Annotated in this window: 20 protein-coding genes; 6 read left to right on the top strand and 14 right to left on the bottom strand. The window is 61.5% G+C overall.

All coding sequences use genetic code 11. The features are described from left to right. Positions 1-5: 5 nt before the first annotated feature. The 8 genes from FYJ85_RS22925 to FYJ85_RS03500 all read right to left on the bottom strand — a co-directional run bounded on the left by FYJ85_RS22925 (position 6) and on the right by FYJ85_RS03500 (position 11,614). Entirely contained in the window at positions 6-734 is a 729-nt protein-coding gene (locus tag FYJ85_RS22925; protein WP_177982850.1) for a prepilin-type N-terminal cleavage/methylation domain-containing protein, read from the bottom strand. Positions 735-888: 154 nt separating this feature from the next. Continuing rightward, entirely contained in the window at positions 889-2,118 is a 1,230-nt protein-coding gene (locus tag FYJ85_RS03530) for an ROK family transcriptional regulator (RefSeq protein WP_154417002.1), read from the bottom strand. Between the two features lie 296 nt (positions 2,119-2,414). Next, positions 2,415-5,477 (bottom strand): beta-galactosidase, encoded by a 3,063-nt coding sequence (locus FYJ85_RS03525; protein ID WP_154417001.1) that lies wholly within the window; start codon positions 5,475-5,477, stop codon positions 2,415-2,417. 13 nt (positions 5,478-5,490) lie between these two features. Then, a complete protein-coding gene (locus FYJ85_RS03520) occupies positions 5,491-7,659 on the bottom strand; it encodes a hypothetical protein (protein WP_154417000.1) in 2,169 nt (722 codons plus the stop codon). Positions 7,660-7,668: 9 nt separating this feature from the next. Further along, complete coding sequence (locus tag FYJ85_RS03515) at positions 7,669-8,604, bottom strand: hypothetical protein (RefSeq protein ID WP_106054781.1); 936 nt, start codon at positions 8,602-8,604, stop codon at positions 7,669-7,671. 62 nt (positions 8,605-8,666) lie between these two features. Further along, entirely contained in the window at positions 8,667-9,446 is a 780-nt protein-coding gene (locus FYJ85_RS24165; RefSeq protein WP_154416999.1) for a type II secretion system protein, read from the bottom strand. A gap of 226 nt (positions 9,447-9,672) precedes the next feature. Beyond that, positions 9,673-10,731, bottom strand: a complete 1,059-nt coding sequence (locus FYJ85_RS03505; protein ID WP_158704220.1) for a LacI family DNA-binding transcriptional regulator — start codon at positions 10,729-10,731, stop codon at positions 9,673-9,675. Between the two features lie 106 nt (positions 10,732-10,837). Beyond that, positions 10,838-11,614 carry a type II secretion system protein gene (locus tag FYJ85_RS03500; protein ID WP_106055781.1) on the bottom strand — a complete coding sequence of 259 codons (777 nt, stop codon included), beginning with the start codon at positions 11,612-11,614 and terminating at the stop codon, positions 10,838-10,840. Positions 11,615-11,940: 326 nt separating this feature from the next. Here FYJ85_RS03500 and FYJ85_RS03495 point away from each other — a divergent pair, with 326 nt between their 5' ends. Both FYJ85_RS03495 and FYJ85_RS03490 read left to right on the top strand, forming a co-directional pair. Further along, a complete protein-coding gene (locus FYJ85_RS03495) occupies positions 11,941-12,102 on the top strand; it encodes a FeoB-associated Cys-rich membrane protein (protein WP_106055782.1) in 162 nt (53 codons plus the stop codon). Positions 12,103-12,108: 6 nt separating this feature from the next. Next, complete coding sequence (locus tag FYJ85_RS03490) at positions 12,109-14,553, top strand: heavy metal translocating P-type ATPase (protein ID WP_154416998.1); 2,445 nt, start codon at positions 12,109-12,111, stop codon at positions 14,551-14,553. A 48-nt stretch (positions 14,554-14,601) separates the two neighbouring features. Here the strand turns inward: FYJ85_RS03490 and FYJ85_RS03485 are convergent, their stop codons facing one another. Genes FYJ85_RS03485 through FYJ85_RS03460 form a run of 6 tightly spaced genes read right to left on the bottom strand, consistent with a single transcriptional unit; the run spans position 14,602 to position 19,331 of the window. After that, entirely contained in the window at positions 14,602-15,096 is a 495-nt protein-coding gene (locus FYJ85_RS03485) for an adenylyltransferase/cytidyltransferase family protein (RefSeq protein ID WP_206212949.1), read from the bottom strand. Then, a complete protein-coding gene (locus FYJ85_RS03480; protein ID WP_106054785.1) occupies positions 15,089-15,559 on the bottom strand; it encodes a deoxycytidylate deaminase in 471 nt (156 codons plus the stop codon). Before FYJ85_RS03480 ends, FYJ85_RS03485 begins: the two co-directional genes overlap by 8 nt. After that, the gene (locus tag FYJ85_RS03475; RefSeq protein WP_154416997.1) at positions 15,556-16,704 is read right to left on the bottom strand and encodes an MraY family glycosyltransferase; all 1,149 of its coding nucleotides are present in this window, start codon (positions 16,702-16,704) and stop codon (positions 15,556-15,558) included. Before FYJ85_RS03475 ends, FYJ85_RS03480 begins: the two co-directional genes overlap by 4 nt. A 1-nt stretch (position 16,705) precedes the next feature. After that, positions 16,706-17,467 (bottom strand): TrmH family RNA methyltransferase, encoded by a 762-nt coding sequence (locus tag FYJ85_RS03470; RefSeq protein ID WP_106054787.1) that lies wholly within the window; start codon positions 17,465-17,467, stop codon positions 16,706-16,708. Positions 17,468-17,478: 11 nt separating this feature from the next. Then, positions 17,479-18,174 (bottom strand): tetratricopeptide repeat protein, encoded by a 696-nt coding sequence (locus FYJ85_RS03465; protein WP_106054788.1) that lies wholly within the window; start codon positions 18,172-18,174, stop codon positions 17,479-17,481. Between the two features lie 38 nt (positions 18,175-18,212). Continuing rightward, entirely contained in the window at positions 18,213-19,331 is a 1,119-nt protein-coding gene (locus tag FYJ85_RS03460) for an IMP cyclohydrolase (RefSeq protein WP_154416996.1), read from the bottom strand. Positions 19,332-19,442: 111 nt separating this feature from the next. Here FYJ85_RS03460 and tmk point away from each other — a divergent pair, with 111 nt between their 5' ends. From tmk to arnA, 4 genes are all read left to right on the top strand, one after another. Beyond that, positions 19,443-20,102, top strand: coding sequence for a dTMP kinase (gene tmk, locus FYJ85_RS03455; protein WP_106054790.1), 660 nt, complete (start codon positions 19,443-19,445; stop codon positions 20,100-20,102). After that, positions 20,083-21,141 carry a DNA polymerase III subunit gene (locus tag FYJ85_RS03450; RefSeq protein ID WP_154416995.1) on the top strand — a complete coding sequence of 353 codons (1,059 nt, stop codon included), beginning with the start codon at positions 20,083-20,085 and terminating at the stop codon, positions 21,139-21,141. Before tmk ends, FYJ85_RS03450 begins: the two co-directional genes overlap by 20 nt. A gap of 18 nt (positions 21,142-21,159) precedes the next feature. Then, positions 21,160-22,509, top strand: coding sequence for a phosphoglucosamine mutase (glmM, locus tag FYJ85_RS03445; protein WP_154416994.1), 1,350 nt, complete (start codon positions 21,160-21,162; stop codon positions 22,507-22,509). A gap of 143 nt (positions 22,510-22,652) precedes the next feature. Next, on the top strand, positions 22,653-24,647 hold the full coding sequence (gene arnA, locus FYJ85_RS03440; protein WP_154416993.1) for a bifunctional UDP-4-amino-4-deoxy-L-arabinose formyltransferase/UDP-glucuronic acid oxidase ArnA: 1,995 nt from the start codon (positions 22,653-22,655) through the stop codon (positions 24,645-24,647). Positions 24,648-24,651: the final 4 nt, after the last annotated feature.

The following is a 24,651-nucleotide window of genomic DNA, read 5'->3' as shown; positions in this document are numbered from 1 at the left end:
GCCTGCTATTTCCATTTTGTAAGTTCATCGGGATATTCGTCCGGATCGAGTTGTCCGGAATAAGGCTGGCCGGGGGTGGCGGGACGCAGTGCGGCGACATGCCCGTCAAGAAACAGCGCGTTGGCTGCCCCGTTATGCCGGATGTCCGGTCGTTCATTTGCCGCGGAAATGTCTCCCGGGCGGAAGATCCAGCACCCCCGGTGATTATCGGGGGTGCCGGTATTGACGGCGTCGATGAACATCACCTTTCTCCCCGGATTGCCTGCGGTATTGATTCGTGCGCTGTGCCAGGCGCTTTCTCCAAACATTCCCGGGCAGTCGCGCATGACCGCATCGTTATAACCGTAATCAGGACTCCACATATAGTTATTTCCTTCCATCGTGTCGAAGTTACTCGATGGACAGAGCAGAAGATTTTTGGATAGATACACTCCCGGCGGTGTGTAATCCGCATCAAGCTTATTGGGGAGAAAATTTCCTTCCAGAATGGCATTGGTCCAAAGACGCATCTGGTCGAATGCGGCCGGCGCATTACGGGTCGGGAGCACGAAATCCCGATTGTCCAGCGCATACATACTGTAACCGTGTCCGAGTTGCTTCATATTGCTGAGGCATTTGGACGCGTGGCCGGCGGCACGTGATTTATTCAGTGCGGGCAGCAGCATGGAAGCGAGAATGGCGATAATCGCAATCACGACCAGTAACTCTACCAAGGTGAAAGATTTCCTTTGCATGAGCCGTTTTCCTTTCGGTAATGTGCTTGATTTCAATTATGATATCGTACCTGGCTGTTTTCACTCCGGACGCATCCGGAATTTCACAGCCTCAGCTCTCACTCATGATACTTCAACGATTTATGGATTGGGGATGTTGCTGCATCATCTTCTTTCATTTGGACAGAGGATTCAATTTACCGGTTTTATTCCAGATTCCGCGCGAATTGCGCAGCCGCTGCGGATAAAAGAAGAAATTTTTGGCCACTAAAGCCGCGCCTAATTGAATATTCTCCGGAGAAGGGTCTCCCTGTCGAATGGAGAAGACGGCAAATTCCTCGTCCGTGTAGAAACTTTTCAACCGATCACAGAAGGCGCGATGGTAATATTCAAATGCGGAAGCCAGAGTCCCGGAGAAAATGACGGTGTCGATTCCGAAGAGTTCGATGACCCAATACAACTGTTCCGCCAGCGCGGCCGCTGCTTCGGAGACGACCCGGCGCGCTCCGGCGGCGTCGTTGATGACGGCATTCGCCAGTTCTTCAGCGGAAGATACATGAAGTTCCGGATTCAGCTCCACCAGCGCATTTCCGCCGTAATAAGCCTCCAGGCATCCCCTTTTACCGCAATGGCAGAGACGCCCCTCTTTGACGATGCGGATATGGCTGAAATCCCAGAGACCGCGAAATCGTTTGACATTGACGGCCGGCCATTGAAGGGGAACTCCGTTGCAGATGACGGAAAGGCCGATCCCGTCGGACCAGTTGAGGATCATGATGGTTGAATCCTGGCTGATATTGCGGCACTCCGCCGCGATATAGGCATTGCTGCAGGCATCGCTGAAAACCGGAATGCTGTAGCGTTCGGCCAGCAGTTGATCGAGATTCAGTCCGTCAAGAGCGTGGAAATTGGGACAGTTGGTGATAAGCCCTTCCTGATCGATCATTCCCGGGATTGCCGCAAAGCACTGCAGCAGCCGTCCGCCGAGTTTGGAGATCTTGTTCAGAATGGTTTTCAGCAGATCATCCAGCAGTTTCAGCAGTGCGGTCTGATCGGCACGATCGTGGAGATGACGATTGGCGCGAATCAGGACGTTCTCGCTGAAATCCGTCAGAACCGCTCCCAGCGCACCGTCTTCCACGGTAAGGCCGAGAAAAAAGTTACGTGCGGAATCAATTTGCCACACCTGTGACGGCCGGCCGCGCGGATTCGGCTGAACGGCGGACTCCGTGATGTAATTTTCCTCGATCAGCCGTGAGAAATGCTGATTGCTGGCGGCTTTGGTGATCCTCAGTTTCCGGGCGATCTCCATCTGAGATGCCGGGCCGTTCTCGTAGAACAGGCGCAGTACCGTATGCGCACTGCTGCCGGCCATGACCGGATTTTCTTCCGAAAGCTTTATCATAATCTGTTTCCACTGTTATGTTTTATTTATATAGTAAACTAGACTTTACTATATTATGACATATTTCTGCATAAAAAGCAATACCGGTTAAAATTTTTTTTGCTTTTTTCTTGCGCTCGTACATGATGCGTTGTTTTTCAAATCGCATCAGGAAGGGGGCCCGGTCTCGCTGCCGGGTTTTCAGGGCCGGTCAGCAGGAGTCGCAGGAAAGCACGAAGCGCCATTGAAACATTCAGTGGCGCTTCGTTTGCCGTGCTGCCTGATGCCGGGTGACGTCTGGCGTGTCGGGGGGGCGGTTATTTCAGCGGGCGGCCGTAGATCTCCAGCTCGTCGAGATAGCCGCCCTTCGCGGTCGGGTACTTGATCCGGACGAGAACGTAACGGCCTTTCGCCGGTTCCGTTTTCACCATTGTCCAGCCGCCCTCGTCCCAATCGGGCTTCGGCGCTTTCGCAACTGTCCGGAAACTCTTTCCGTCCTCACTGACTTCGACTTCAATGCCGTTCGGAAAAGCGGGTGCGCCTTTTCGCAGATTGACGGCGGTGACCTCATATGCCGACTTCAGGTCGAACACGACCTCCGCCTCCGGCATCGCAAAGGTGACGCGGCGGCTCCACCAGTCGAGCCCGTCGGTCAGCCCGTTTCCGGAGCGGCCCGGCGTTTTGTTCGAGCTCGGGTCCTTGACATATTGTCCGTCCGGCAGTTCCTCCGGGAAGTTGTAGATATATTCGGCTCCGGTCCGGATCGCGAAATCGCGCGGAAAGCGGCCGTCCGTGGCGTTGTCCGAAAGCAGGTGGTCGAACTTCTTCGGGTCGAGCCGCATGCCGACCGACTGATGAATCACCCCCGTGCGCGCTCCCCCGGCCGTAAACTCCGCCACCAGCGGATAGACGAAATTCGGGCGGAAATGGGCGCTCGACTCCGGAATCGTGACCTGAAAGGTGAATTCGCGCAGTTCGCCCGGCTTCAGGGCGGCAGTGTCGAACTTCGCCGGTTCCGCCTTCCAGTCCGCCGGCGCGCGAAGCGTCACGGCGCCCGCCGCAAGTTCGGTCGTCCCCGGGTTCGCCAGCTGCACTTTCACCTTCACCGTTTCGCCCGGGACAAGCTCCGGCGTCGCCGGGTCGGACTTCGCGGCATGCCGCGGATTCAGGACCGCAATGCCGAGCAGCGGTTCCGGCGTCGTGAAGCAGTAGAGGATTCCGGCGGTCTTTACCTCCGGCAGCGCGAACGCCGCGCCGTCGGCCGTGCGGGTGAACGCGACCTTCTCGAGCAGCGCGCTTTCGGCCGGAGCCCAGAAGGCGTGCGTGAATTTCGCGGCGGCGGGCAGCGCGACGGTCAGCGTTCCGGCCGGAAGTGCAAAGCGGGTCGCGCCGGCGACGGCGATTGCGAGGTTGCCGTCCGCCGTCATCTGCGGCTGCTCGACCCGGAGCCGGTCTCCGCCGGCGGTCGAATGCGCATAGGCCGGTTTCACTCCGCCCCGCTTCAGCCAGCCGCCGAAGAAGTTCGACACCACCATCGGTTCGACCGATTCGGGGCGCAGCGCGCCGAGGCGGGTGGTGAACCAGAACGATTTCCCTTTGCCGTAATCGTTGCCGACCACCTGGGCGGCCTTCGCGTTGTGGAACAGATCCTCCGCATTCAGCAGCTTCCCGGTCGTCGTCTCATACAGGATTTTGCCGTCGCCGCGGATCACGTTGCCGTATTCGGTGTTGTACCAGACGTCGTCCGGCGAAACCTCGATGCCGGTATAGACGCCCTTGTGCCGGAGCCCGAGCACCTTTTCCAGCCCGCGAGCTTCGAGATGGTGTTCATCGAAACTGCCGGCGCGCATGTCGGAATAGAGTTTGCCGCCGGCCTGCACGAATGCTTCGATGTCGGCGCATTCCTTCGGACTCAGGTGTTCGGCGCCGACCAGGAACAGCGCGCCGTACTGCTTCAGGAAAGCCGGATTGAGCTTTCCGTACGGAATTACATCGACCCAGTAGCCGGCGTTGCGCAGATGGCTGTAGACCGAAAGACGGTTGTTGGTCGAATAATCCCAGCGGCTGACGCCGGTGTCGTTCGCAAGCAGAATGTCGCGCTGCGGCATCAGCATTGCGATGCGCGGCACGCCGGCGGCCGGTTCGGCCTTCGCCCAGAACGGTTCGGAGCGGTGGATCATCGCCGCATAGCGCGTCAGGTAGTGGAAGCGGCTGCGGCGCACGCCGTCCGGAGCCGTGAGCCCGAAGGTCGAATAGTCGTTCTTTGCGCCGAAGTATCCGAGCACGAAAAAGTTGCCGCCTTTGTAGCCGTTCGACGGCAGCCGCCAGTAGCTCTGCGCGAACTGCCAGCCGGGACCGGCGTGATTGTTCGCCTCGCCGGAAAATACGCCGTAACGGAACTTGCGCTCCGCCGGGTCGTTCGGCAGGATGCAGTGGTAAAGATAGTTCATCTCGTAGGTGTTGCGGTCGCCGTGGCCGTACTGGTCGATGCCGTACCATCCCTTGCTGAGATCACGGGTGCGGTCGGCGAGAATTTCGTGGTTCAGCGCACGGTTGCGGACGACCGACTGCATCTCGATCGTGCACTGCGTCGATTTGGTGACGACGGCGCGATGGTCCGGGTCTCGTTCCTGAATCGCCTTGAAGTAGTCGCGGATGAAATCGGCGTAAGCCTCCTCCTGAAACCGGCGCCAGTCGAGCCACGCGCCGGGCTTCAGGGTGTATTCGGCGACCTTCGGCGGCTGCGCGTCGGCAAACGCCTTGTACGTTTCGCCCCAGGCGCGGTTCAGTTTCGAAAGGTCGCCGCCATACGCCTTTTCGAGAAATGCGCGGAACGCCGTTACGGCCTCCTCCGAATAGTCGAGCGGCGGCTCCCATTCGTTGTCGATCCCCCAGATGAAGACGCTGCCGCGGTCTCCCTGCTTCATGACGGAGTCGACCGTCGCGGCGGCGGCGTCGAGCACGTACTGGCGGGTGGCCGGGTCGAAGTAGCGGATCATCTGGCGGCCGTATTCCCTGCCGGAGTCGCTGACCGGGCGCTTGATCGTCCCGTAGTGCTTCGTTTCCGATGAGTTGTAGACCGTGTGCGCGGCCCAGACGTTGAAGAAGAAGAGCCCCTTTCCATTCCCGGCCTTCCGGTAGGCGCACGGTTTGCCGTCCTTGAATTCGTAACAGCAGTGCGAGGTTTCGCAGAGATTCAGCCCCGCAAACGGCAGCAGCCGGAAACGGTGGTCGCCGAGAACGCCGATCGGGAAATAGCCCTCCGCAGGAACGAGCTCCGGCGAAAGCTGCGTCGAGCAGGCGTCGGCCTTTTCGAGCGGATCGAGCGCGAATGCCGCCGAGGCCGCCGCCAGCGCGGCCAGGGTCAGTCGTAGTTTCATAAGTCGATTCTCCTTAAAATCTGATTCCGTAAACCATGAGCGGGGCGCCGGAAAGCTCGAGTGTCACTTTGCCGTTGACCGCCCGGACCGTCTTCGCGCGGCCGATCGGGTCGATGACCGTGACGGTGTCGCCGGCCGCGTCGAAGACCGCCTTCCGGCGGCTCTTCCAGGTGTCGACCCACGGCTCGGTGCCGGCGAACTCCTTCGTCCGCTCGGTCAGGAAAAATCCGTCGGTGCGGTCGTAGACGAATGCGAGCGGCCCGCGCGGCGTCGAAAAGCCGATGCCGCGTACCTTGCCGCCGAAATCGAGGTATTTGACGAACTTCGCGCCGTCCAGCGCTTCGGCGACGGCCGCGTAGGCGAGCAGCGACGGCTTGACCGTGCCGTCCCGCATCAGCAGCCCGTAGTGGTATTCGCTGTCCTTGTGGTTCACGCCGCCGAGGTCGTGCCAGACCGAATCGTGGAGCTGGTAGAACTGGATCGACTCCGCTCCTTCCGCCAGGCCGATCGCGTAGGTCAGGATCACGTTCTCCGCCGCATGCCGGTACGAATCCTTCCAGGAGTCGTTCGGACAGGTGGCGGCGTAGACCTCCGAAAGATGCATCGTCTTGATGCCGAGTTCATCCATCGCCTTGCGCCAGCGGCGGATCGCGCCGAGGTAGGTCCAGCCGTCGCCCTCATAATCCGGCGTCATGTTGCCGCGGCCGGGATGCATCGCCACTCCGCCGTCCATCAGCGGAACTGCGCCGTTTTCGGCCATGAGCTTCAGGAACGCCGTGTCGGCTCCGGCCATACCCATGCCGATGATTTTGAGCTCCGGATCGTGTTCGTCACGTACCTTTTTGAGCTCCCGCAGGAGTTCGACGTAACGTCTGGCGCGGCGCCGCTTCTCTTCGGCGCTTTTTGCGCTCATGTTCCACTCGTTGCAGAATTCGATCTCCGGATTCCGCCGTTCCGCGGCGCGTCTGACCATCTCGCCGATCCGTTTCGCCGCCTGCGCCGGGGAGTCGTCCGGGCCGATGCCTGCATGGTCGAGCGCCAGAATCCCGTACTGTCCGGTCACGCGGTTGTCGCCGTGACGAAGAATCCGGACCCCCATGCGCTGCATCAGCGCATACACATCCTTCTCGGACGGGATCATGAAGTAGGCCGACAATGCGAATTTGCTCTCCCGCCGATGCCGATACTCGTGCGGCGGCAGGATCGCCAGATTCGTGCGGCTGAAAATCTCCTTCTCCCCCGGAATGACGGCCTTCGCCTCGACGAAATAGATCGTCCGCTCCGCTTCCGGCAGCCGGAACGTGAGTTCCTTCGTTTCGAACGGCTTCAGCATGAGCTGCTTGGACTCTTTCAACACGGTTTTTCCGTCGAAGTCGCGCCCGATAATCTCGAACGCCACGCCCTGTTTCGGGCGGTTGTACGGATTCGACACCTGGACTTTCAGCTCCGGAGAGCCCGATTCCCAGAGGTTGAACGGCTTCTCCGTCGAGAGCCGCAGCCCGAGCGGGCGCTTGTGGAAAAGCGCAACCGCCTCGTAATCCTCCAGTTCCGGCGCGCAGACCAGGAATTCGAGCGAAGCCGTGAACTTTCCGTCTTCCTTCTTCGTGAAGCCCGGATGCTCGGACCAGCCGTTCGAATAGTTCGCGTTGCCGCCGAGCAGCAGCCAGAGCGCGGTATTTTCGTTCCGGAAGCTCCGGAAATAGCCGTCGCGCACTTCGAACGGAATGCCGCCGTGCTCATGACGGGTCCAGAGTCCGGACTTGTAGACCTTCGCCGACTTCTCCGTCCCCTTCAGCGGCAGGAGTTCGAGCATGATGCCGCCGGTTTTGACCGGCTTCGGCGCGTCGAGCCGCCAGTCGAGCCGGATATGGCCGTCCGGCAGCGCCCTGAGCGTACCTTCGAGGGCGACCTTGCCGGAGTCGTCCCGGTCGATGCGGTAGACGATTTTGAACGTGTCCTTCGCGGTCTGCTCGACCCTGACCGGAACCGCGACGGGGGAAGACCACGCGAAGTCGAGCTTGCCGATCTTCAGGACGGGGGTTCCCTCATAGTCGCGGACGATTATGTCCCCGCCGGAAGCGAGCACCGCGTATTCCGGATAGACGATTTGGGATTCAGGGGCCGCAAAGACCCCGGCCGCCCCGAGCAGGGCGGCAGCGAACAGCAGAAATTTTTTCATCATGAAGCCGGATTATTTCTTTGGGTTCTGAGCGGCGGCGTAGACCTTTTCGCCGATTTTCAGGGTTGCGGAAACGGCGGAGCCGCCGGGTTCAAATGCGAATTTTTTTACTTCGCCGGGCTCGAACGAGACGGTCCGGTCTTTGCCGTCCAGCGACAGTTCGGCGTCCCTGACCGCCTTGTAGCCGAGGTTGCGGATGACGAGTTCGTTTTCCGTGAAGCTCATCGAAACCGGGTCGTTGCGGAAAACCGCCGCGACGTCGGCGCCGGAGAAGTCGGAGGGCGTGATGATGAAATCGAGTTCCGACGTATAGGTGCCGTCGCCGTTCTTCCGGAAGCCGCCGTGTTCGGCCCAGCCGCTGCTCCAGCCCGCATTGCCGGGCAGCCTGAGCCAGAAGGTTTCGTTCCCGTTCGCAAACGGGCGGAAGGTGCCGCCTTTTGCCGGAGAGAGCCGGCCGCCGAAGGGGCGGACCTTCCAGACCGTCGCCTCGTAATTCGGCTTCTTGGCCGTGCCGTCCTGCCCGAGAATCTCCATCATCATGCCGTCCGGCCTGACCTTCGGGGAGACGAGCGTGTAGACGATCTTCACGCGGTTGTCGCCGGTCGTGCAGAGCGCCGAAAGCGTGATGCCTTCGGCGTCGGCCTTCGCCTTCGCATTCTGTTCCGGCGTCTTTTTCGGGTCGTCCGGCACCGAGACCGCATAGTCGATCTTCATCGTATTGTCGTCGACGACCTCGGCGGAGGCGGGCGTCGCGGCTTGCGGCGTCCAGGTGTAGAACAGTTTCCCGATCAGCATTCTGCGGCGATTCTGACTGTCCTGGATGAACAGTTTGTCTTTCGCAAACTCCAGCGTGTAATCGTCTCCGGCCTTGATTTTCGCCTGTTCGGCGGCGTGGCCGAACGTCCCGGCGAAGATGGCGGCGCAGAGCGTCAGCTCCTTCCAGCTCATATCGTGTTTCCTCCCTTATGAACGTTTTTGCATGTCAGGCAAATCCTGATCGGATATCCGTCTTAAAGCGCCAGCTGCCAGACCGTTCCCCAGTACCAGTCGGTCGGGACCAGCAGGTCGCGGCGCGGAACCAGGTGGATCCGGTTCGGGTTCTGCATATAGCCGAGCCCTTCGACGTGACCGTCGACCATCGCGAAATTGCTTGAGGCGCCGAAGTGGTCGCGGATCGAATTTTCGGACGTCGCAATCCGCGACGACGTGTTTTTCAGGTTCGACACGCCGTCGATGCAGGTCGGCGTCCCGTACTCCAGCACCGCCACGGTTTTGGAGGGGGCGTCGCAGCGCGAGACCTTCCCGCCCGCATTTGGTTTTTTCCACTGGTCCACGTGCATGAGCAGCCGGCCGTTCATCGAATAGAAGGTCCTGCTGTTGTCGGTCATGCACCAGTCCTTCAATTTGCCGAGGCCGAGGCCGAGGCGCCAGCCGTCGGTATTGTCGCTGACCGGATTGTGGCCGTTGTACGGGCAGGCGAAGATCTTTTCCCCGAAACCGTAGCGTTCGATCGAATAGTGCATCCAGTAGGTCGACTGGTATTTGATGCCGTCTCCCTGCTCTTTATCCGTCGGCGCCGGCAGTCCCTTGTGAGTCGGAAACTGGTCGTTGAAGTCGCCGGTATAGAGAATCAGTCCCTGCGCCATCTGCTTCATGTTGCTCTTGCACTTGGTCACATGGGCGGATGTCCGCGCCTTCTGCAGCGCCGGCAGCAGCATCGAGGCGAGAACTGCGATGATCGCGATCACCACCAGGAGTTCGATCAGTGTAAAGGCGGCATTTTTCTTCATGGCTTCCTCCGTCACATAATGATGAATAGGTCGGGTGCGACTCTAAAGAATACCGACTGCGATTTGACGCAATGAAAAGAGATCCGATTTCCCGGCCTCCGGCCGCGACGCTTTTCCATTTCTCCCACTGCCGATTTTTTCCTTTATACGGAGCCGACCGCGTTTTTTCCATATCGGGCCGTATTGTTTCGTCTGCATCACGCATTCATCGTTATGCTGCGCCGGATCATTTCGCCCGGCATTTCACGGAATTCCCCATCGTCAACTCAAGCGGGAGCACGATTTTATAGGGGCGGTCATCCTTGCCGCTCGAACTCATCATCTGGTAAATGCGCTGGGCCGATTTGATTCCGAGCTCGCGCGGATAGATGTGCAGGTGCGTGATTTCGAGTCCGAAAACATTGTCTATCGTATCGTCGAATGTGATGATGCTGTAATCCTCGGGGCAGGAGAGTCCGCACGACTTCAGCTCCCGGCAGACCACCGCCGCCGCGCTCGCGTGCGAAGTGATGATCGCCTCCGGACAGTGCCCCGATTCGAGCCATTCGCGGAAACAGACCGCGACCTCGCTGTCGTCGGAGGTTTTCGGGGTGCGGCTCTCGAAGTTCTCGAATCCGAGCGAATCGATCGTCTGGACCATCACGCCGCTGCGGCGGCGCAGGAACGAACGGGCTTTGTCGGAGCCGCAGAGAAATCCGATCCTCCGGAAACCGCACTCCACCAGATGCCGGGCCGCCATCACGCCGCCGGCGAAATCGTCGAAGCAGACCGAGTTCAGCGGGATATCCTGCCGGTCGGTCGAAATCAGCACCGGCATGACGCCGGCCTCCACCAGCCGGTCGATGATTTCGCTGGCCGGATTGCCGATCACCAGCACGCCGTCCGCATTGACCAGGCGGTTGAAAATCATCTCGTTTTCCTCGTGGTGCATGATCTCGTCCGGCTCCCATGTGCAGATATTCATCCGCACATTGCCGTGCCGGCTGAAAAAGCTCTGCACGCCGCGCAGCGCCTCCGCCATGAAGTCGAGGAGCAGCATGTTCTTCTGTTCGGCCAGCGGGCAGAGCAGAAGTTCGACATTGAACATGCGCTGCTCGATCCGCGCCTCGCGCTTCCTCGCAATCGAACTCGCATCATACCCGAGATTCTCCACCGACGTCATGACGCGGCGGCGGGTGTGCTCGTCAACCTGTCCGCGACGGTTCAGAACCCGGGACACGGTTGCGATCGACACTCCGGCGGCCTCCGCCACCTGAGTCAATGTCACCGGTTGTCTAACTGCCATTTCCATCTCCAGACATTTTTTCTGAAATTTACTGTAAATATTATGACTTATGTTTCGCCGGATGTCAAGCCTTCATCCGATATTTTATCTGAAAAAATGATTCGTGTCAGTTCGGTGGCCCCGAAATCCAGAGCGGCCGCCAGTAGTCTTCGACCGGACGCAGCCAGCTTTCAAGCGGGGCGAACACCAGGCCGCGCGGGTTTGCTCCGAACGAAAGGGTTTCGAGGTGGCCGTCGGCCATCGCGAAATTTGAGCCGGTATTCTGGTGGTCCCGCAGGTTGAACTCCGCGCCGTAACGGCTCAGGCTGCTGTTGTATTTCTTCGTGCCGTCGACGAAGGTCGGCACATGGTATTCGAGCACCATGATGCTTCGGCTCGGAATATCGAATTTACTGACCTTGCCGGAGTTGCCGTTCCGGTTCCACTTTTTCTGCATCGACAGCAGCCCGTTGATCGAATAATTCGTCCGGCCGGAATCCATCCGCTGGGAATCTCCGATCCAGCCGAGTCCCGGGACGAAGTTTTCGAGGGTCGTCACCGGACGGACCACATTACCGGGACAGGCGAATATTTTGTCCCCGCTGCCGTAATGGTTCCTGAGCTGCCACATCCACCAGGTCGAATTGTAGTCGCCGTCCACCGTCGCGCGGCCGCCGTGACACGGCATCTGATCTTTGTAATCCGAGGCGTAGAACTGAATTCCGGAGACCAGGTTCTTCATGTTGCCTTTGCACTTCGACGTGTAGGCCCGCAGCCGCGCCTTGTGCAGCGACGGAAGCAGCATCGACGCGAGAATCGCGATGATCGCAATCACCACGAGCAGTTCGATCAATGTGAAACGGGAGGGGCGCCGCACTCCGTTTTTCCGGTTCATCTCCTTCATGTTTTTTCTCCCTGCCATGGTTTTGATTCGGACAGACATCTCGGGTTTTCCTTATTTGACCTGTTGGTGTTTTTTTTGGTTTTGCTGTAAAACTACTTTTATTTTCTGTAAATATTATGACTCATTTTACAGAAAATGTCAAGTCGATTTTGAATAATAACCGGAAAAAAACAGGATTTCAACTGTGTTCGGAAACCGGCCGCCGATCCGGAACTGTACCGCCGCCGCCGGGGTTTTCCGTGCATTTTCCGCCGGAACGCTTGATTTTTTAACGGAAAATACTATAATAATTAGGTACAGCTAATGCGTAAGGGAGGATCATGATCATGGAATTCTATTTCGGCTTCATCCATCATTGGGACAAAATCCTGGTCGGACTGCTGGCGCTCGGCGCGCTTTATCTGCTGATCCGGAAATTCCGTAAGGGCGAGTGCAACTGCGGCAGCTGCTCGAAAAGCTGTCCGGCGAAGAAATTCAAGGAGCGCTGAGTCTTTATGAGCAAATTGAGTTTCGACGTCACCGGCATGCACTGCGCGTCGTGCGCGGCGGCCGTGGAGCGCGCTGTGAAAAAGCTGCCGGGCGCTTCCGATGTCTACGTGAATTTCGCGGCGAACCGCCTGACGCTCGAAGCCGCGCCGGAGCTCACGCCGGAGCAGGTCGCCGATGCGGTCAGGAAGGCCGGATTCGGGGCGAAGGCGGCGCATCCCGCCGGGACGGCTGCCGTACCGGCGGAACGCAAGCTGAGTTTCGACGTCACCGGCATGCACTGCGCGTCGTGCGCAGCGGCCGTGGAGCGCGCCGTGAAAAAGCTGCCGGGCGCCTCCGATGTCTACGTGAATTTCGCGGCGAACCGCCTGACGCTCGAAGCCGCGCCGGAGCTCACGCCGGAGCAGGTCGCCGATGCGGTCAGGAAGGCCGGATTCGGGGCGGAACCGGTTCCGGCGCTCCCGGTTCAGACTGCCGCGCCGGAAGAGGAGGCCGAAGCCCGCCGGGAGACCTTCCGCTTCACGGCGGCGATCGTCTTTGCGGCGCTGCTGAGCTATGTCGCAATGTATGAGATGCTGCATCTGCCGTTCTTCCCGCTGAAACCGGAGTGGAATGCGCTGATTCAGATCCTGCTGCTGCTGCCGGTCGTCGTCGCCGGATTCCGTTTCTACACGAGCGGCTTCCGGGCGCTTTTCCGCGGCAGCCCGAACATGGATTCGCTGATTGCCTCCGGCACCGGAGCCGCGATCGTCTATTCGCTGTGGCTCTGCGCCGAAGGCCGGTTCGGCCACCTCTATTTCGACACGGCCGGGATGATCGTCGCGCTGATCATGCTCGGCAAATATCTCGAGGGACGCTCGCGCCGCAAGGCTTCGGGCGCGATCCGCGAACTCATGCGCCTCGCGCCGGAGACGGCGATCCGGATTGAGGACGGCCGCGAGCGTGAAATTCCGGCCGCCTTCGTCCGCAAAGGCGACCTGCTCCGCGTAAAGCCCGGCGCCCGGATTCCGGTCGACGGCACGACGGTCGAAGGCACGACGTCGGTGGATGAGTCGATGCTCTCCGGCGAGTCGATGCCGGTCGACAAGGTTCCCGGCGATCCGCTGACCGGCGGCTCGATCAACCGGAACGGCTCCATCGTCATGCAGGCGACCCGGGTCGGGGACGAAACCACGCTCGCGCGCATCATCAAACTCGTCGAGGATGCGCAGGGGTCGCGTCCGCCGATCGCCCGCCTCGCGGACCGCATCTCGGGTTACTTTGTCTGGTGCGTGCTGTCGATCGCGCTCGTCACGCTGCTCGCCTGGCTGCTGGCCGGAGCGGGATTCGCGGCGGCGCTTGAATTCGCGCTGGCGGTGCTGGTCATCGCCTGTCCCTGTGCGCTCGGGCTCGCCACACCGATCGCGATCATCGTCGGAATCGGCCGCGGCGCCCGCTCCGGCATCCTGATCAAGAGCGGCGCCGTGCTCGAAAACGCCGGGAAGATCAGCGCGGTCGTCTTCGACAAAACCGGCACACTGACTGTCGGCGAACCGGTTGTGAATCTGGTCCGCGCCGCCGACGGTTTTACGGAGGGCGGCGTGCTTGCGGCCGCTGCTGCGGCGGAAAAGAATTCGAGCCATCCGCTGGCGGAAGCGGTCGTCCGCAAGGCTGAAGCCGAAAAGCTTCCGCTCCCGTCCGCAGGGCAATTTGAGGACCGCCCCGGTTACGGCGTATCGGCCGTGATCGCCGGGAAGAGGTGGCTCTTCGGCAACGCCCGGCTTATGAAAACCGAAGAAATCGATCCGGCCGCCTTTGAAAAGCTCGGCGTTCCGGCCGGACTCTCGCTCGTTTACGCGGCGGAAGAGGGCCGTCCCGCCGGTGTGATCGGCATCGGCGACCGGTTGAAGCCCGGAGCTGCCGATGCGGTCGAACGGCTCAACGCGCTCGGAATCGAAACCGTCATGCTGACCGGCGACAACCTGCCGGCCGCGCGGGCGATGGCCGACGAACTGCATCTTGCAAGCTTCCGGGCCGAGCTCCTGCCGGGCGACAAGGCCGGCATCATCCGGGAACTGCAGGCCGACGGAACGAAGGTCATCGCCATGGTCGGCGACGGGATCAACGACGCTCCGGCGCTGGCGCAGGCCGACGTCGGCATCGCGATCGGCTCCGGCACCGACGTTGCGATGGAGTCGGCCGACGTGGTCCTGATGCAGAGCGGCCTCGACGAAGTTCCCGCCGCAATCGAGCTGAGCCGGGCCACGATGCGGATCATCCGGGAAAATCTGTTCTGGGCGTTCTTCTACAACGCGGTCGGCATTCCGCTGGCGGCGGGCGCGTTCTACGTGCTGCTCGGCTGGCGGCTTTCGCCGGTGGTCGGAGCCGCCGCGATGGCGGCGAGTTCGGTGACGGTCGTGCTGAATGCGCTGCGTCTCCGGAACATCCGGCTGCATCGCGCCGGGCGGAAATAGCCCGGCCGCCGTTCGGCGTCATGCGCGGCGGAGGAGGGGGCGCGTCTCTTACAGGCTCCGCCGGATCTTTTCTACGATGCGGGTGGTCGAAAAACCCGGAATGAACGGCTTGAAACAGATTTTCGTCCCGGCCGCCTCGAGCGCGGCGCGTTCGGCCGGGTCGAGCTTGTCGAGCGTATAGTCGCCGCCTTTCACGTAGAGGTCGGCGGCCAGCTCGCGCAGTTCGCGGTCGCACCGTTTTCCGTCGAACACCACCGTCGCGTCGACGCAGGCCAGCGCCGAGAGCAGGTAGCAGCGGTTGTACTCATCGACCAGCGGCCGCTCCGGCCCCTTCAGGTTCCGGACGCTTGCATCGGAATTCACCAGGATCAGCAGGGCGTCGCCGAGCTCCCGGCTCTCGTAAAGATATTCGGCATGGCCGCGGTGCAGAAGATCGAAGCAGCCGTTTGTGACGACCAGCCGTTTTCCCTCCCGCCGCAGCCGGGCCCGCCACGCTTTCGCCTCTTCGAGCGTCATGATGCCGTCCGCCGGATTCTTACTCATCGTCTTCCTCCGCGAGCGGGCGGACGACGACCCCGGCTTCGTGCAGCAGCGCGAGCGACACGTCGTCGATGGAGTAGCGCGTGTGATAGACCACCTCCTTGATTCCGGCGTTGATGATCATCTTCGCGCAAAGCAGGCACGGGCTGAAGGTCGTATAGAGCGTCGCCCCCTTGACGGCGATGCCGTGATAGGCGGCCTGCACGATCGCGTTCTCCTCGGCATGGCTGCAGAGGCACTGGGTGAGGTTTGTGCCGGACGGCGTGTCGGAATTGCAGCGCGGGCAGCCGCCGTCGGAACAGTTCCGCACTCCGCGCGGCGTGCCGTTGTAACCGGTCGAGATGATCCGGCAGTCCCGGACGAGCACCGCGGCGACCTGCCGCCGCGAGCAGTTGCTGCGGCTGGCCGCCACATGTGCGATATCCATGAAATAGCGGTCCCAGCTCGGACGTTTGTGACTGGTCATGGCTTTTTCTCTTTCGTTTCGTCGGGTTGAACTTTTTCGCGGGTGTCCTGCCGGTCGGAAAGTGCGAATTGCAGAATCGAAACGACCAGCAGGAACAGGAACGCCTGGGCGACCAGAATCGCCGCAGTGCGGAAATCTCCCCAGAATACCGGCAGGATGCCGAGCCCTACGCTGAGCGCCATCAGGTGCACGAGCAGCACCGCCTGCCGCCGCGACAGCCCCATGCGGACGAAACGGTGCGAAATATGGTTGTGGTCGCCGATCCAGAACGGCTTGCCCCGGCAGGTGCGGATCAGCACCACCATGCCCGTGTCGAAAAGCGGCAGCGCGAGGATGAAGAGCGGCATGAGGATCGGAAAGCGCGACAGCGAGTAATCGATGCCGAACCAGCTGACCCCCGCCGAAATCACCGCCGCCAGGTAGCCGAGGAAATGGCTGCCGGAATCCCCCATGAAAATCATGGCGGGGGAGGTGTTGTAATACCAGAATCCGGCTGTGACGCCGCAGCTCATCGCCGCGAGCGCCGCGATGAAATACTGGTTGTTCAACGCCGCGATCACGCAGAAGAAGCCCATGGCGATCGTGATCGTGCCGACCGCGAGCCCGTCCATGTTGTCGAAGAAGTTGATCGAATTCATGAGCAGCATGAGCCAGAAGACCGACGCGCCCCAGACCAGCACCGGATTCGTGAAGAAGATGTTGACCCGCACTCCGCCGAGTCCGACCGCGAGCAGCGCGATCAGGAACTGGCCGCCGAACTTGGCGGCCGCCGAAAGCGCGTACTTGTCGTCCACCAGCCCGAGCAGGACGGCCAGAAAAGCCCCGAGCACGAGAAATCCGAGCTGCGGCAGCGTGGAGTTGATGCCGGCCAGGTGAGCTGAAACCGCTTCGCTGAAGCCGGGCAGCTGCACGAAAAACGCCGCGCCCAGCCCCGCCGCCAGGCAGAAGAGCCAGCCCGTGAACATGGCGGCCCCGCCGAGGAGCGGGGTTGCCCGGCCGTGTCCTTTGTGGTTGGCCTGCGGCCTGTCCATGAAATCGAACTTCCGGGCGATCCGGCCGAAAACCGGCGTGTCGAAAAGCGTCGACACGGCTCCGGCAAGAAACGCGAACAAATAAATCTGGCACCAGACCGGCATGACCGTCATTTCACTCCGTGTTCATTGTTCTTCGCACATATTCAAACAGAAAAATCGTGGCGGCCTGCGCCGCATTCAGCGATTCGTAGTTGCCCGGCATCGGAATCATGACCCGCTGCGCTCCCGCAAGCGGAGTCACGCCGTTCGCTTCGCCGCCGATCACGATCACGCTGCGCTCGTACAGTTTCGCGGCGGAGAAGCAGCTCTCCCCGCCGTGCGGATCGGTCAGCCAGACGGACGGGTAGCCGTACGATTGTGCGGCCGCCCGCAGCGCCTCGAGGTCGTCGAAGCCGCGGAGCTTCAGCGCGAACTGCGCGCCGAGCGCCGAGCGGATCGCCTTGTCGCCGTACGGATCGACCGAACCTTTCGTATACCAGAGTTCGGTGAGCCCGGCCGCCCGCAGCGTCCGGCAGATCGTGCCGAAGTTGCCGGGGTCGCCGAGACGGTCGATCGCGAGCAGGAACGGATCGGCCGGAGCCTCCGCGGCGTCCGGTTCGGGCGGAATCGCGGCGACGGCGAGGATCCCCTGCGAGTTGACCGTTCCGGCCAGCTCCCGCAGTTTTCCCTCCGGAACCCGGTGGAGTTCTCCCGGAATCGCCAGCTCTCCGGCCGCGGCTTCCGTCGCGACGGTGAAGCGGACCAGTTCCGGCGCCCGCATGAAGAGTTCCCCCGCGGCCCGCAATCCTTCGCAGACGCAGAGCCCCGCTTTACGCCGGCCGTGCCGGGTGTAAAGCGAACGGATCAGCGATTCCTGTTTGCGGGTGAGCTCCATGACCTGCGGAATTACAGCTTCGGCTCCGCCGGCTTGAGCGGCCCGTATTCGCCCGCATTGATCGCCCGGAGCAGCGATGCGGAAAATTCATCCCAGGTGGCGGTGACGCTCCGCATATCTTCCGGGCTGCCGGCCGCCGACAGGAGGGCGATGGCGCGGTCGAGCTGTTTCTGCTGCGCGTAAAGCCGCCCCGCGGCGAACCGTGCCTCGGCGCGCATCGGAGCGGGGAGCGCGGTGTCGCCGGCGGCGGCGGCGAATTTCGCCGCCGCGTCGTCAAGCTTGCCGGAAAGCTCCAGCACGTACCCCTCGGTGATTGCGATATTGCCGGCCGTATACGGGTCGCTGCCGCCTTCGGCCAGCTTCAGCTCCTCGAGCGCCTTGTCGAATTTCTTGTCCTGAAGATAGAGCCCGGCAAGCCGGAAATGGGCGGCGGGCGCGGCAGGCGAGCTGCCGTAGGAAGCCAGCGCGGCGGCCAGTTCGTCCGCCGTTCTGGCGCCGGACAGCGCTTCGCGCGCGTTCTTCGCGGAACTCCTCTGGTAAGAGGCGGCCCAGCAGATCGCGGCGATCAGCACGGCGAGGCCGACGGCCGCGCAGGCGATCAGCTTCCAGTAGGTGACAAATCCCATTCCGACCCGTTCAAAATCGTTCATCATCGCCTTGGAGATCTCGGCGTTCAGCGCCTTTTTGTCGATTTCCTTCTTCGCCATAAAACGGTTCCTTATTTGATTGGTTTCAGCCGATGGACTCAGTGATGCGAGAAAATGCGTTCCGGCGCATAGTAGAGCGCCACGCCGAGTTCGTTCGCGCGTTTGATGACGTCCGCGTCGCGCAGCGAGCCCGACGGGGCGATGATCGCCGTGATTCCGGCCCTGGCCGCGGTTTCGACACCGTCCTCGAACGGGAAGAAGCCGTCGCTGGACATGACCGCGTCCCGGAGGACGCCGCTGCCGGAGTACTTCTGCCCGAATTTCGCGATCGCCTGTTCGATCGCCCCGACCCGGTCCTGCTCGCCGGTGCCGACCGAAAGCGTCTGGCCGTCCTTCACGATCACGACGCCGTTCGACCGGACGCTGAGGTTGATGCACCAGGCCGCGACAAGGTCGCGCTTCTGCTGCTCCGTCGCTTCGACGGCGGACTTCTGGAACCCGCAGCGCTTGTTTTCGGCCTCGGCGGGAACCAGGTCCCCGACGCCGTGCAGCGAAGTCAGCAGCGGCTGGGCCACGACCAGCGAGCCGTCCGCGAGCACCTTCATCGTATTGTGCTCGGGGCCCGCGTCGCCGACGAAACGCGGCAGCGATGAAATCGCGCCGCAGCGGATGATCCGGATATGTTTGTTGAGCTTGTAGGTTTCGCCGTCGTTGAAGATGTCGAGCACGCCCGGCGCATAGGACGGGGCGACGACGCATTCGGCGAAGGTGCTCATGATCTCCCGCGCGGTTTCGGCGTCGACCTCGGTATTGAAGGCGATGACGCTGCCGAAGGCGGCGCGGGCGTCGGCGTCGCGCGCCTTCAGGTAGACCGACTTCACGCTTTCGCCCGGCAGCCCGACCGCCGCGCCGGACGGATTCACGTGCTTCATGACCGCGCAGGCCGTGTCGTCGAAGAACTTCACGATGTTGAGCGCGTAGGAGATATCTTCGAGGTTGGTCTGCGAAAGCCCGCTCTTGCCGTTCTTCAGAATCTGCATGTCGCCGATCGCGCAGGCTTCGTCCGCCGGTTTGTAGTAGCAGGCGGCCTGGTGCGGGTTCGTGCCGTAGCGGAGGTCGTCCACCTTGACGTAACGTTTCGTGCCGATGGTGACTTCGGAGGGGAAGTCGCCGACATGCTTCGACAGGTAGCTGTCGCGGGTCAATTCTTTTGCCATGATCTCATTTTCCGATGAATGTTGAAAAAAATCATATCGTAAAATATATCACCGGTTGAACTTTCCGGCAAATGGAGCTATCTTCTTTTTGCAAGGAAAAAGCGAGATTTTATGAAACAGAGACCACTGAAACACTCTTACAAAGGATTTTTCATCACATTCGAAGGGCCGGAAGGCTCCGGGAAAAGCACCCAGGTCCGGCTTCTCGCCGGGTATCTGGAGTCGCGCGGCCGCGAAACGCTGGTTACCCGGGAGCCGGGCGGAACGCCGCTGGCCGAACAGCTGAGGACGCTCGTCAAGAACTTCGACGGCCCCGAGAAGATGCACGCCAGCACCGAACTGCTGCTGATGGAGGCCGCCCGCGCCCAGCATGTGCGCGAGAAGATCCGTCCCGCGCTGGCCGCCGGCAAGGTCGTCCTCTGCGACCGTTTTTCGGATTCGACCACCGCCTACCAGGGCGGCGCGCGCGGCATCGAGCTGCCCGCCATCGAGTTTCTGAACAGCTTCGCCGTGGCGGAGTGCGTGCCGGATCTGACGATCCTGCTCGATTTGCCGCCCGAGGCCGGCTTCGCCCGCACGAGCGTCCGGGCCGAGACCCGCGGCGAGCACGACCGGTTCGAGGAAGAGGAGCTGGAGTTTCACCTGCGGGTGCGCGAAGCATTTCTCGCCATCGCCCGCCGCGAGCCGGAGCGGGTCCGGACCGTCGGCGCGAACCGCGCGCCGGAGATTATTCACGAGGAGATCAGGACCATTGTCGACCAGCTTGTATAACAGCTATCTCGAACGGTATCCGGTTATTCTGCGCCATCTCGAAAATGCCCGGAGGAACGGGAGGCTCTCTCACGCCTTTCTGCTGCAGGCCGACACCGAGCGTGCCCGCCGCGAATTTGCGACCGTGCTGTCGCAGCTGGCGGCCTGCCCGGAGAGCCGCGACGGCAGGCCGTGCGGCGTCTGCCGGGTCTGCCGCCAGATCGAGGAGCGCAATTACGCGGAATTTTATACGCTGACCCCGGTCGGCAAGATGTATGAAGTCAAGATCGGCGACCGGACCAATCCGGAACCGAACACGCTGCGTTATTTTGAAAAACAGTTTCATCTGACCAGCACGTCGGGGGGGCGCTGCAAGGTCGGCGTCATTTTCGACGCGGACCGCATGAACGAGGAGTCGCAGAACGCGCTGCTCAAGACGCTCGAGGAGCCGCCGCCGGAGACGCTGCTGATCCTGGCGACCGGGAATCCGGCCGCGCTGCTGCCGACCACCCGGTCGCGCTGCCAGCTGCTGCCGCTGCTGACCAACCGCTGCGAATATTCGTTCCCCGGAGCCGCGGAATTGATCGGGGCGCTGAATCTCCTGGTAACGAAGGCGCGCGGCGACCTCGCGCTCGCCGAAGAGCAGGCCGCCGCGATCTGCCGGGTCGCCGCCGGACTCAACAGCGATGCGACCGGGCGTACCGCCGCGGAGTGGGAGGGGCGGCTCAATGCGGCGGCCCAGACCGGCGACGCCGCGTTCGTCAAGCGCGTCGAGGCGCAGGCGCTCGATGCCGGATACGGTGCTTATATGAAGGAGCGCGGGCTCTTTCTGAGCGCGATCCACAGTTTTGCGTCGGAGCTGTATCTGCTTTCGTCGGGCATTCCGTTCGGGGAGCTGCCGAATCCGGAGCTGTTTCCTGACGGGCCGCCGTCGGGCGTGCCGCCCGATCTGGGGGAGCTCGTGCTGAAGGAGGCGGACGAACTGTTGTTCACGCTCCGGTTCAATGTCAATGAAGAGCTCGCGCTGCGTTCGTTCGCAGTCAGCGCGGCTATGAAATAAGGAAGAAGTGAAACTCATATGAAGAAAAAATTATTCGGAACGGACGGAATCCGCGGCAAGGCCAACCAGTACCCGATTACGCCGGAGATCGCGATGCTTGTCGGCAAGGCGACGGCGAAGGTGCTCGGCGGCGGTTCCGGTCATAAGCGCGTCGTGCTCGGCAAAGACACCCGCATTTCGGGCTATATGCTTGAAAACGCGATCACGAGCGGGCTTCTGAGCATGGGGATGGATGTCCTCGCGGTCGGCCCGATGCCGACGCCGGCCGTCGCCCACCTGACCCGGTCGATGGGCGCGGTCTGCGGCATCATGATTACCGCCAGCCACAACCCGGCCTGCGACAACGGCATCAAGATTTTTGCCGAGGACGGCTTCAAGCTGCCGGATTCGGTCGAGCTTGAGATTGAAAAGGAGATGCTCGAAGGCACGCTCGCGGAAGAGGGCGTTCCCTGCGAAAACATCGGCAAAGCCTACCGCATCGAGGATGCGCGCGGCCGCTATATCGAGTATGCGAAAGGCTCCATCCAGAATCTGAGCCTGCGCGGGCTCCGGATCGTGCTCGACTGCGCGAACGGCGCGGCCTATTCGATCGCGCCGCTGATCTTCCGCGAACTCGGCGCCGAGGTCATCGAGACCGCGGTCCGTCCGGACGGGCTCAATATCAACGACGGCTGCGGCGCGCTCTATCCGGAAAACATCGGCCGGCTTGTCCGAGAGCATCGGGCCGATGCCGGAATCGCGCTCGACGGCGATGCGGACCGGGTCATCTTCTGCGACGCGAACGGCGAAGAGGTCAACGGCGACCGCATCATCGGCATGCTGGCGCTCGCTTATCAGCGGGAGCGGAAGCTCGCCTCCGACACCATCGTGGTGACCGGCATGAGCAACCTCGGGCTCATGCGGGCGATGAAGCAGGCCGGAATCAACGTCGAGGTCACCGACGTCGGCGACCGTTACGTCATCGAACGCATGCGCGGCGGCAGTTTCAACGTCGGCGGCGAACAGTCCGGCCATATCATCTTCATGGACTACGCCACGACCGGCGACGGCATCATTTCGGCGCTGCATGTGCTGAAACTCATGAAGCAGACCGGCAAGCCGCTCGCCGAACTGGCCGGCTTCATGAATGTGTTTCCGCAGGAGATCCGTTCGTTCGGCGTCGCCCGGAAAACGCCGTTCGCGGAGCTTTCGCGCCTGCCTGCCGAGATCGATGCATGCCGCGAGGCGCTCGGTGAATCCGGGCGCACGATCGTGCGTTACTCAGGAACCGAGAACAAGATCCGGATTCTTGTCGAAGCCGAGCAGAGCGACGATGTCCGGGTCTGGATCGAGCGGCTGTCGGCCGCAGCCCGCGAGGAGCTGAACTGACCGGCCCTGCGGCGGCCGCTATCCGCGCGTGCGACGGACAAATCCCCGATTTTTGTAACTTCCCTTGTGGTAAATTACAGGAATCGGGTTTATATTATAGACGCTGTTTTGTGTTTTCAAACCGTTATGGAAAGGTTTCGCCAATGAAGTGTGTTGTGCTTGCGTACCATAATATCGGGCGCGCCGGGATCGAAGCGTTGCGGAAGAACGGCTTCGAGATCAGTGCGGTCTTCACTCACCAGGACAACCCGGACGAGAACATCTGGTTCGGTTCGGTTGCGGAGCTGGCCGGCGAGTACGACATTCCGGTGTTCGCTCCCGAGAGCGTCAATCATCCGGTCTGGGTGAACCGCATCCGGGCGATGAAGCCGGATTACATCTTTTCGTTCTACTACCGCGACATGCTCGGCGGGGAGATCCTTTCGATTCCGTCGAAGGGCGCGATCAACCTGCACGGCTCGCTGCTGCCGAAATACCGCGGCCGCGTGCCGCTGAACTGGGCGATCATCAACGGCGAAACCGAAGCCGGCGTGACGCTGCACTACATGACGAAGAAGGCCGACGCGGGCGACATTATTTCGCAGGAGAAGTTCGCGATCACCGACGACGATACCGCGAAGACGGTTTTCGACAAGGCCGCCGAAGCGGCGAAGGTCCTGCTGGACCGGGAGCTGCCGAAGATCGCGGCCGGAACCGCGTCGCGCACGCCGCAGGATGAATCGAAGGCGACCACGTTCGGCGGCCGCAAGCCCGCCGACGGTGAAATCGACTGGACGAAAAGCGCGAAGGAGGTCCGGAACCTGATCCGCGCGGTCACCAAACCGTATCCGGGCGCATTCAGCTACATCGGCGACCGCAAATGCTTCTTCTGGTCGGCCGACGTGGCGGACCAGGACCGCAAGGCGGCTCCCGGTACCGTGCTTTCCGCCGCGCCGTTCACGATCGCCTGCGGTGAAGGAGCGCTCCGGATTCGGACCGCCCAGCTCGAAACCGGCGTTTTCATGACCGGCGACCAGCTGGCGGCCGAGGCGCGCATCGTTCCGAACATGGTGTTCGGCGCGAATCCGAAGAAGCTGCGCGAGCAGGGACGCAAGAAGTCGGTCCTGATCCTCGGCGTCAACGGCTTCATCGGCAGCCATCTTTCGGAGCGGCTGCTCGACTCCGGCAAATACGAGGTCTACGGCCTCGACCTGCGCAGCAACTACATCGATCATCTGCTCGGCCGTGAAGGGTTTCACTTCCGCGAGGGCGACATCTCGATCCACCGCGAATGGATCGAGTACCACATCCGCAAATGCGACATCATCCTGCCGCTGGTCGCCATCGCGACGCCGATCGAGTACACCCGCAATCCGCTGCGCGTCTTCGAACTCGACTTCGAGGAGAATCTGCGGATCGTGCGTTATTGCGTGAAATACAACAAGCGGATCATCTTCCCGTCCACCAGCGAGGTCTACGGCATGTGCCAGGACCCGCAGTTCGACGAGGACAACTCGAAGCTGGTCACCGGCCCGATCCGCATGCAGCGCTGGATCTACTCGACCAGCAAGCAGCTGCTCGACCGCGTGATCTGGGCCTACGGAGCGAAGGGGCAGCTGCAGTTCACGCTGTTCCGTCCGTTCAACTGGATCGGACCCCGGCTCGACAGCCTGACCAGCGCCCGCATCGGTTCGTCCCGCGCGATCACGCAGCTGATCCTGAATCTCGTGCAGGGGTCTCCGATTCAGCTCATCGACGGCGGCGAACAGAAGCGCTGCTTCGTGGACATCTCCGAAGGAATCGAAGCGCTTTTCCGGATCATCGAGAACAAGGACAACAAGTGCGCCGGCGCGATCATCAACATCGGCAATCCCGAGAACGAGGCGAGCATCAAGGCGATGGCCGAAATGCTCGTCGAGAAGTTCGACAAGCATCCGCTGCGTTCGAAGTTCCCGCCGTTTGCGGGTTATCTCGTGGTTGAGTCGGGCGCGTTCTACGGCAAGGGCTATCAGGATGTGCAGCACCGGGTTCCGTCGATCAAAAACGCGAAGCGGCTGCTCGGCTGGGAGCCGAAAATCCAGCTTGAGGAGTCGATCGAAACCACGCTCGACTTCTTCCTGGCCGAAGCGATCAAGTCCGGCGAATTCAACCTCGACTGAGCGG

Origin of the sequence: Victivallis lenta (genome assembly GCF_009695545.1) — a bacterium.
In the GTDB taxonomy this organism is placed as follows: domain Bacteria; phylum Verrucomicrobiota; class Lentisphaeria; order Victivallales; family Victivallaceae; genus Victivallis; species Victivallis lenta.
Note: the sequence above shows the minus strand (reverse complement) of the source record. Positions and strands in the feature narration are given on the sequence as shown.